The sequence below is a fragment of the Oleiphilus sp. HI0132 genome, assembly GCF_001635845.1.
Genome location: NZ_LWGJ01000147.1, coordinates 1 through 8677, shown reverse-complemented (window position 1 = coordinate 8677; position 8677 = coordinate 1). Strand labels below are relative to the sequence as shown.

Here is an 8677-nt window from a genome sequence, read left to right as displayed (position 1 = left end):
TGTGTTACAGAACCAGTTGGCCCGATGAAGACAAAGTCACAGGAACATTAAAAGATATCGTCGAAAAAGTACGCGAAAAGAAATTTACTCGAACATCTTTGATCCTGGTCGGTCATGTGTTGGATACCGACGATTTTGCCGATTCTTATCTATATGCCAAAGACAAAGCGCATGTCTATCGGCCCAAGGTTAAACCAGATGTACCGAGACAAGTGAAGCGCTAGCAGCAGAAAACAACACACGTTGTCGGTGAGTTTGATTAAGCACAAAGACAACCAAGATAGAACAACAACGAGAGTACAGCGAGATAAATGATGCAATTAAATAAAATACCTACCACCGTCGTTACTGGCTTTTTAGGAAGTGGTAAAACCACCTTACTATCAAATGTCATTCAGCAAGCTGAAGGCAAACGAATCGCCGTTATTGTCAATGAATTTGGTGAACTTGATATTGATGCGGACCTGCTACGTAGCTGTCCTTTGTCTTGTGAAGAAGATGGTGCTGAAAGTGGTGTTGTTGACTCCGACTCTAGCGCTAACAATGGTATTTACGAACTCGCCAATGGTTGCATTTGCTGTACGGTGGAAGAAGAGTTTCTGCCTGTTATGCAGCAGCTTGTAGAGCGTCGTGATGATATCGATCACATTCTGATTGAGACCAGTGGCTTAGCACTACCCAAGCCCTTAGTGCAGGCATTCAATTGGCCTGGCATTAAAGAATATTGCACCGTCGATGCCGTGGTAACGGTTGTCGATGGTCCAGCGGTGGCATCAGGGCGATTTGCGCACGATGAAGGTAAGGTTCAGGCACAGCGTTTGGCCGATGAAAGTCTTGATCACGACCCTAGCTTGCAAGAACTGTTAGACGATCAATTGAGTGCTGCAGACTTGGTTGTGGTTAGCAAAAATGATTTGCTAGACGCGCCACAACGTCAATTGGTTGAAACGATTGTCGGCAAGCGCGTACCAAGCGAAGTCAAAACGACCTATATCAGTAACGGTGAAGCAGAGCTCAATGCCATCATCGGCATTGATGCTGCGGCTGAAGAGCGTATCGAGCAAATACATAATCACCATGATCATCACCATGCGCACGGCGAACATCACGAGCATGCACATGACCATTTCGATTCGTTTGTGATTCAGATCGGTGAAGTCGATAGCGATAAAATTCAAGCAGCGATACAAAACGTTGTTAGTGACTTCAATATCTTCAGAGTAAAAGGTTTTGCAGCTTTGCCAGGTAAGCCAATGAGACAAGTATTGCAGGCTGTGGGTAAGCGTCTAGACAGTTATTTTGACCGCCCATGGCAAGCAGGCGAGCCAAGAAAAACATCGCTCGTTTTTATCGGAAAAGGCATCGAGAAAGCGGTCATCCAAAGCGTATTAGAAAACGCCCTGGTTTAGGTGGACGGGTTTAGGCAAACAGGTTTAAACGCACCCATTAGACAAGCGATATTGAAAGGCAGAATTTGGTGATTTTTTTATGCATTTGCTAGCAGCTAAACCGGGTGGTTTTGTCGATGATGAAGGTATTATCGATCTCGATCAAAGCCCCGCAGAGGTAGTTATACTGACATCGGCAGACAGTAGTTTGTCTGCACTGTCGTATGCGCTACAAAATATGCACGAAGATCACCAACACGATGTGAACTTTCCGCAAGTGCGTTTGGCGAACTGGATGCAATTGTTAAAGCCTGCTGCGTATGACTTGTATGAGCATAAGGTCTTGGAGTCGGCCCAAGTCGTTGTCGTATCCTTATTGGGTGGCGCGAGTTATTGGGCCTATGGTTTGGAGCGCTTGGTTGACTGGCAGAACGCACAAACACCGGACGCTCCTAGAACCTTAATTGTGGTTCCTGGGGATGATAATCCTGATCCGGACTTATCTGATGCTAGTTCGGTAGTGCCTCAGGATGCGCACCGTGTTTGGCGTTACTTGCGTGAAGGCGGCGTCGAGAATGCCCGACATCTTTATCACTTTATTATTGCGCGTTATGTCAGATTATTAGCTGATCTAACGTTGTCATGGCAAGAGCCGAGGCCCTTACCCAAATGTATGATTTACGAGCCGGGTGTAGAGCAGGGGACCTTATTAGCTTGGCAAGACAAGGTAAGCAATAAGGCTGGCCAAGATAATCCAACCGTAATGCTGTTGTTTTATCGAAGTCATTTGCAAAGCGCTAATACCACGATGTTCGATGCGCTAATTAGTGTCTTGGAACAGCATCAGCTTTCTGTGTTACCCGTTGCGATTAGTTCGCTAAAAGACCCGTCATCACTCTCCTTGGTTAACGCATTAATCGACCAGGCAAATGTACAGTTGGTACTGAATGCGACTGGGTTTGCAACCAATACCGTGGCGAGCCCCGATCTTAGTTCTGAGCCAAGTACTTTCCAATCGCCCTTTGAGAAAGACCTTGTTGTTTTGCAGTTGGTATTGTCAGGTAGTACAGAAGAAGACTGGTTAGCGCATAGCCAAGGCTTGAGAAGCCGAGATTTAGCGATGCAAGTCGTGCTTCCTGAAATGGATGGTAGGATTGCAACCCGTGCACTTAGTTTTAAGAGCGAGAGTTTCTACGACGAGCATGCCCAGTCGAGTATCGTTCAATATGAATTAAATGCTGAACGGGCACATTTCGTAGCGGAATTAGCATGGCGATATTGCCGACTTGCGGTGAAGCCAAATTCAGAAAAACGCATCGGGATGATACTCGCGAATTATCCGACGAAGGATGGCCGGATAGGGAATGGCGTTGGGTTAGACACACCCAATTCAGCCTGCCAAATTCTGAGTGCCTTGGCCGATGCTGGTTACCCCGTTAGCGATATTCCCGAATCGGGAAATGCATTGATCGAAGCATTGCTAACTTCTGTCACCAATAATCCAAATACCTTGCACCATTTGCCATGTTGGCAAAGTCTTTGTGTCGAGACCTATAAGAAGCTGTTTTCTGCGTTACCCGAATCGTCACAGAAAGCAGTAATAGATCAGTGGGGACAGCCAGAGGACGACAACAAGTTTCGGCAAGGGCGACTGATGATATCGGGTATTCGTTTGGGCGAGATCTTTGTTGGTATTCAACCTGCACGAGGATTCAATATTGATCTGGTCGCAAACTACCATGACCCGGATTTGATCCCACCGCACAACTACTTAGCTTTCTATTTTTGGCTGAGACATGTCTATAAGGTGGAAGCGGTGATTCATGTTGGTAAACATGGCAATCTGGAATGGTTACCCGGAAAAGGCTCGGCCTTATCATCAGAATGTTGGCCTGATATTGCGCTTGGCCCTATGCCGCATTTTTATCCGTTTATTGTGAATGACCCAGGTGAGGGTGCTCAAGCAAAGAGGCGAACCCAAGCGGCCATTATCGATCATCTAATGCCACCCATGACAAGGGCTGAAACCTATGGACCACTAGCCGAGTTAGAGTCGCTAGTCGATGAGTATTACCAGGCAATGGGAATGGACGACAAGCGCGAAGTCTATCTCCGAAAAGCGATTTTGGATCAGGTAAAAGATAGCAATGTGCTAGACGAACTTGGCACTGAAGATACGTCAGATGAAGACGCTGTACTAAATCGGCTCGATGCGTATTTATGTGACATCAAGGAAGCGCAGATACGACATGGTCTGCATATACTAGGGGTGCTGCCAAACAAGGAGAAGCTTTCGGATACGATAGTGGCCTTACTGCGCTTGCCTCGTGGTGGTGAGAAACACAGTCAGGGAATTCTTCATAACCTGGTTCTGGATTTAGATATTAAAGGTGACGATGATCTATTTGATCCACTGTCTGCAGGTGCGGAAGCTTGGGAGGGCACGAGACCTGAATGCTTAGCCGAACTAGATGAAGGACTTTGGCGTACCGAAGCGGATACACGTGAGCGACTAGAACTGCTTGCCAAAAAGCTAGTAGAAACCTATGTCTTGTCTGACGAATCAATTCCGTTGCTTGCGCAATTACCTTCTACACTAGCGCAGCTCAATTATACAAAAGACGTGCTCTTAGCTGCGTTGAGAAAAAGTGCAGAACTGGAGTTGGGCTCAATCATCAAGGGCTTAAGAGGTAAGCGCATTGACCCTGGCCCGAGTGGCGCACCAACGCGAGGAAGATTGGATACCTTGCCGACAGGGCGTAATTTCTTTTCCGTTGATAATCGTGCCATACCGTCCCCGGCGGCGTGGGAAATAGGAAAGCGTTCGGCCCAAGCTTTGATCGAACGTCATCTTCAAGCGCATGGTGATTATCCCAAACAGCTAGGTTTGTCAGTTTGGGGTACGGCAACCATGCGAACCGGTGGCGATGATATCGCTCAGGCTTTTGCTCTGATGGGCGTCGAACCTATTTGGGCGCCGGGATCTAACCGTGTTGTTGATTTTAAAGTGCTGAGCACCCAATTGCTGCAACGACCTCGTGTCGATGTGACCTTGCGGGTCTCGGGCTTTTTCAGAGATGCATTTCCTAACGTCATGAAATTATTTGATGCGGCCGTGCAAACGATTGTCGATATCGAAGAACCTGGAAACGAGAACATCATTCAACAGCATGTGTTAGAGCGTATCGATGAACTAACACTGACGGGGTTAAATGCCGATTTGGCTAGAAGGCAGGCGAGTTATCGTGTGTTTGGTAGTAAGCCCGGCGCTTATGGTGCGGGTCTACAGGGCTTGATAGACGAGCGTTGTTGGGAGCAAAAGAGTGATCTAGCCGATGCCTATCTGAATTGGGGTGGCTATGCCTACGGTAACGAGGCGGGAGACGGTGTCGATGCCAAGGAAGCTTTCCGTTTTCGATTGTCGCAATTAGAGGTGGTTTCGCAAAACCAGGATAATAGAGAGCACGACATCTTGGACTCTGATGATTATTACCAGTTCCAAGGGGGCATGAGCAACGCGGTTGAAGTGTTCTCGGGGGATGCACCAACGGTGTATCACAATGACCATTCCAACCCGTCATCTCCTAAGATTAGAACCTTGAAAGAGGAGCTGAACCGGGTTGTCCGTTCGCGAGTGTTAAACCCTAAATGGATTCATGCGATGCGAGAGCATGGTTACAAAGGTGCCTTTGAGATGGGGGCGAGCATTGATTATATGTTCGCCTATGATGCCACCACCAATCTGATTGATGATTATCAATACGAGGCCGTGACTGATACCTTGATACTCGACTCGGATAACCTCAATTTTCTCTTGGAGAACAACCCCTCTGTGCTTGAAGAAATGGCAGAACGCTTATTAGAAGCGACGCAACGTGGGCTTTGGGGTGCTCCTGGCCAGTATCCGGAAAAATTACAGGATGTGCTCTTGGCTTTGGATGAAAAGCAGGAGCAGGCATGATGAGTAGAGTTGACGACCGAATTCTTCATGGGGGAGATCTCGAAACGGCATCAAAATGCTATGGTGTCCCTATAGAAAAGTGGATTGACCTCTCGACGGGCATTAGCCCTATGCATTACCCAGACGTGGATATATCTACAGAGTACTTAACTCGAATGCCATATCAGAAGGATAATTTTCGCAGCGCCGTTCGAGGCTATTACGGGCAGCATGATTTCTTTGCGACAAATGGCTCACAACAAACTATTGCTTCGCTGCCAAAGTGCCTGAAGAATTTTCCGATTGTCTTGCCTGATATCGGTTATCAAGAGCACGCCGAGGCCTGGCGTCAGCATGGGGCGGAGTTGGTTTATTATCCATCGAACAACGTTGATGACGCAAAAAAAGTCATAGAAAAACGGCTTGCATCTGGCGACGCATTTCATTTGCTGGTGATAAATCCAAACAACCCCACATGCATCACTTTCTCACCCGAAACATTGAAGTATTGGTCATCACAACTTACTGAGGGCGCTGCGTTAATCGTGGATGAAGCGTTTGCAGACCTCTGTCCTGAGCAAAGTGTTTTGGGTGCTAATTTTGCAGCGAATATGGTGGTATTAAGATCATTCGGTAAATTCTTTGGCTTACCAGGCTTGAGGCTCGGTTTTGTTTTTGCGGGCCAAACGCTTTTGCATGAGATGAAGGCTTTCATTGGTGTTTGGGATGTCAATGGGCCTGCCCAAGAAATAGCGACTCGAGCGTTTCTTGATGCGCAATGGCAAGCTGACGCGCGCCAGCGATACCTCGACTTGTCTCGAGATAACCAAAAGCTGTGGCAAGGTTTATTTATTCAATTGCGAGAACAAGGGGGCGATGTATCAGAAGCCCACCAATTGTTGTTTTCGACCTATACCCTCGAAGATGAAAAAGCAAAACGACTATTCGAAGTGTTTGCACAGCACGGTGTTTTACTTCGATTAATCAAAATCGGTAAAGGGCATTCTTTAATTAGGATAGGCTTTGTCGATATACAAAACGTCCAACAAGTGACGGAACTAAATCATAAAATTAAACAAAGCATGCACGCATTAAAAAAATATTTTGCTGGCACCGCAAACGACATACAAATGGAGAGGCAATATGGCTGATCAATCAGTGGAAGTAAAACGTGGCATTATGGTCTGTGGCCATGGCAGTCGAGACAAAGGCGCAGAGCGTGAATTTGGGCGTGTCGCAGCAGGACTAAAAAAACGATTTCCAGATATGCCTGTCGAATATGGCTTTTTGGAGTTCTCCGCACCCAACATTCATATGGGTCTAAACTCGTTAATTGATCAAGGTGTCGAAGAGATCTACGCGGTTCCAGGAATGTTGTTTGCCGCAACTCACGCAAAGAACGACATTCCATCTGTATTGACGACATTCGAAGAGAAAAAGGGGAACGTGAAAGTCGCTTACGGCAATGAACTCGGCTTGCACGAAGCGATGATCGAGGCGTTTCAAGCAAGAATATATGAGTCACTCGGGCTAGACTCCAACAACCCTCCAGATCAACTTTATGACACTATGCTAGTGGTTGTAGGGCGCGGAACGTCAGATACCATGGCAAACGCGGAAGTGGCTAAACTGACTCGAATCGTCAATGAGAATATGGGTTTTGGCTGGGCTGATACGGTTTACTCAGGGGTAACCTACCCATCGGTTGGAGAAGGCTTGGAGCGATTGGTAAAACTCGGTTTTAAAAAAATAGTGGTGGCACCGTATTTTCTGTTCACAGGCAGGTTAATTAAACGTATTTACGGATATGTAGACCATGTCGCCGGACAGTTTCCTGATAGCGAGTTCATTAAGACGCCTTATCTTAATGATCATGAAAAAGTTATCGATGCATTTGAAGTTCGTGTGCGTGAAATTATGACGAATCAGTTACTGCCAGAAAACTTAATGTCATCGTTCAAGCGGAGGCTGGCGGCAGGAGAGGTTGACGTGCATCACCATCATGCTGAATTTGACCCGAATAATCCAAATGGCAGCGTGTCTGAAAGCAGTCATTCGCACGATGACTCACCTAGTCATGAACATTCACACGGTCATTCTCATGACCACTCACACTCTCATGGCCACTCTCATGGCCACTCACATAGTCATGGGCATTCCCATGGCGTTTACAAACATATCGGACACCCAATGGGGCCACGAACCATGATAGGTGACGGGATTTGTAATTGTTTCATGAGACAATTTCCTCAAGAAATACTCGATGAAGAAAAAGAGAAAATAGCTAGCGCCAGTGATAAAACGCCGCTTGCGCATCGCCAATAGCCGTAAGGATGATGAGATGGGCTCTAAGTCATGAGTAAGTCGTTCAGTTATCCTGAAGCCGATAAAAAGGCAATATACCGCGTTATGGCTGAGCGCAGGGATATGCGCCATTTTAATGGTCAGCCGCTAGAAGAAACTACGCTCGGTAGAATTCTTGCGGCAGCTCACTTGGCGCCTAGTGTTGGATTAATGCAGCCTTGGCGTTTTATCCGAATCAAGAATTACGATATTAAGCACTCAATTCATTTACTCGTGGATAAAGAGCGAAAATTTACTGCGCAAGCCCTAGGAGAGCGTGAGCAAGATTTTCTCAAACTGAAGGTAGAGGGCATACTTCAATGTTCAGAAGTAATTGTAGCTGCGTTGCCTGACAAACGCGATGAACATATATTTGGAAGACGGACCTTGCCAGAAATGGATCTGGCATCCTTATCCTGCGCCATTCAAAATATGTGGCTAGCCGCTCGCGCCGAAGGTGTAGGCATGGGATGGGTATCTTTGTTTGAACCGGAGGACCTTAAACAGCTTCTTGAAATGCCTCAAGGAAGCCATCCCGTTGCGATTCTGTGTATTGGTCATGTTGATGGGTTCTATGAGAAACCGATGCTCGTGATGGAAAAATGGTCAGAAAAATTCGACTTGAATGAGCTGGTTTTTGAGAACTTCTGGGGAAAAAGTTAGGCTAGATAAAATGAAACATAATTAGCTTTGTCACCTTACTCAAGGGTGATCTAATTGTTTAAGATCACTTTTATATTTTCGTAGGTGAAGTTCGAACTGCAACATCTTATAGAATTAGTTCGTCGATAACGAACGTCTGTTCGAAATTAGCGTTTACTCAGAGGGGCGGATCCTTGGTGGGCGCCACTAACAATCACCCCATGCTGCCGACCTTGGTCCGTCATATGGCTCTAAGTTTAGCCAATACTGGACCGTCAAGATATCTTGCTTAGTGAGTATCGTATGCTTAATTGAGTGCACAATATACCTCTTAGGAGATTGTTCGGATGCGATCCGTCCAACA

General features: G+C 46.5%; 5 protein-coding genes and 1 pseudogene. All 6 read left to right on the top strand.

The annotated features are described in order from the left end of the window. Positions 1-224: pseudogene (locus tag A3766_RS30135) on the top strand (precorrin-4 C(11)-methyltransferase); the annotation flags it as partial. A 90-nt stretch (positions 225-314) separates the two neighbouring features. Continuing rightward, entirely contained in the window at positions 315-1409 is a 1095-nt protein-coding gene (gene cobW / locus A3766_RS01885) for a cobalamin biosynthesis protein CobW (protein ID WP_068515065.1), read from the top strand. Positions 1410-1488: 79 nt separating this feature from the next. After that, on the top strand, positions 1489-5349 hold the full coding sequence (cobN, locus tag A3766_RS01880; RefSeq protein WP_068515056.1) for a cobaltochelatase subunit CobN: 3861 nt from the start codon (positions 1489-1491) through the stop codon (positions 5347-5349). Beyond that, a complete protein-coding gene (locus tag A3766_RS01875) occupies positions 5346-6479 on the top strand; it encodes an aminotransferase class I/II-fold pyridoxal phosphate-dependent enzyme (protein WP_068515053.1) in 1134 nt (377 codons plus the stop codon). Before cobN ends, A3766_RS01875 begins: the two co-directional genes overlap by 4 nt. Further along, positions 6472-7653, top strand: a complete 1182-nt coding sequence (locus tag A3766_RS01870; protein WP_068515050.1) for a sirohydrochlorin chelatase — start codon at positions 6472-6474, stop codon at positions 7651-7653. The genes A3766_RS01875 and A3766_RS01870 overlap by 8 nt, the downstream gene beginning before the upstream one ends. Before the next feature lie 30 nt (positions 7654-7683). Then, positions 7684-8334 (top strand): 5,6-dimethylbenzimidazole synthase, encoded by a 651-nt coding sequence (gene bluB, locus A3766_RS01865; RefSeq protein ID WP_068515048.1) that lies wholly within the window; start codon positions 7684-7686, stop codon positions 8332-8334. Positions 8335-8677: the final 343 nt, after the last annotated feature.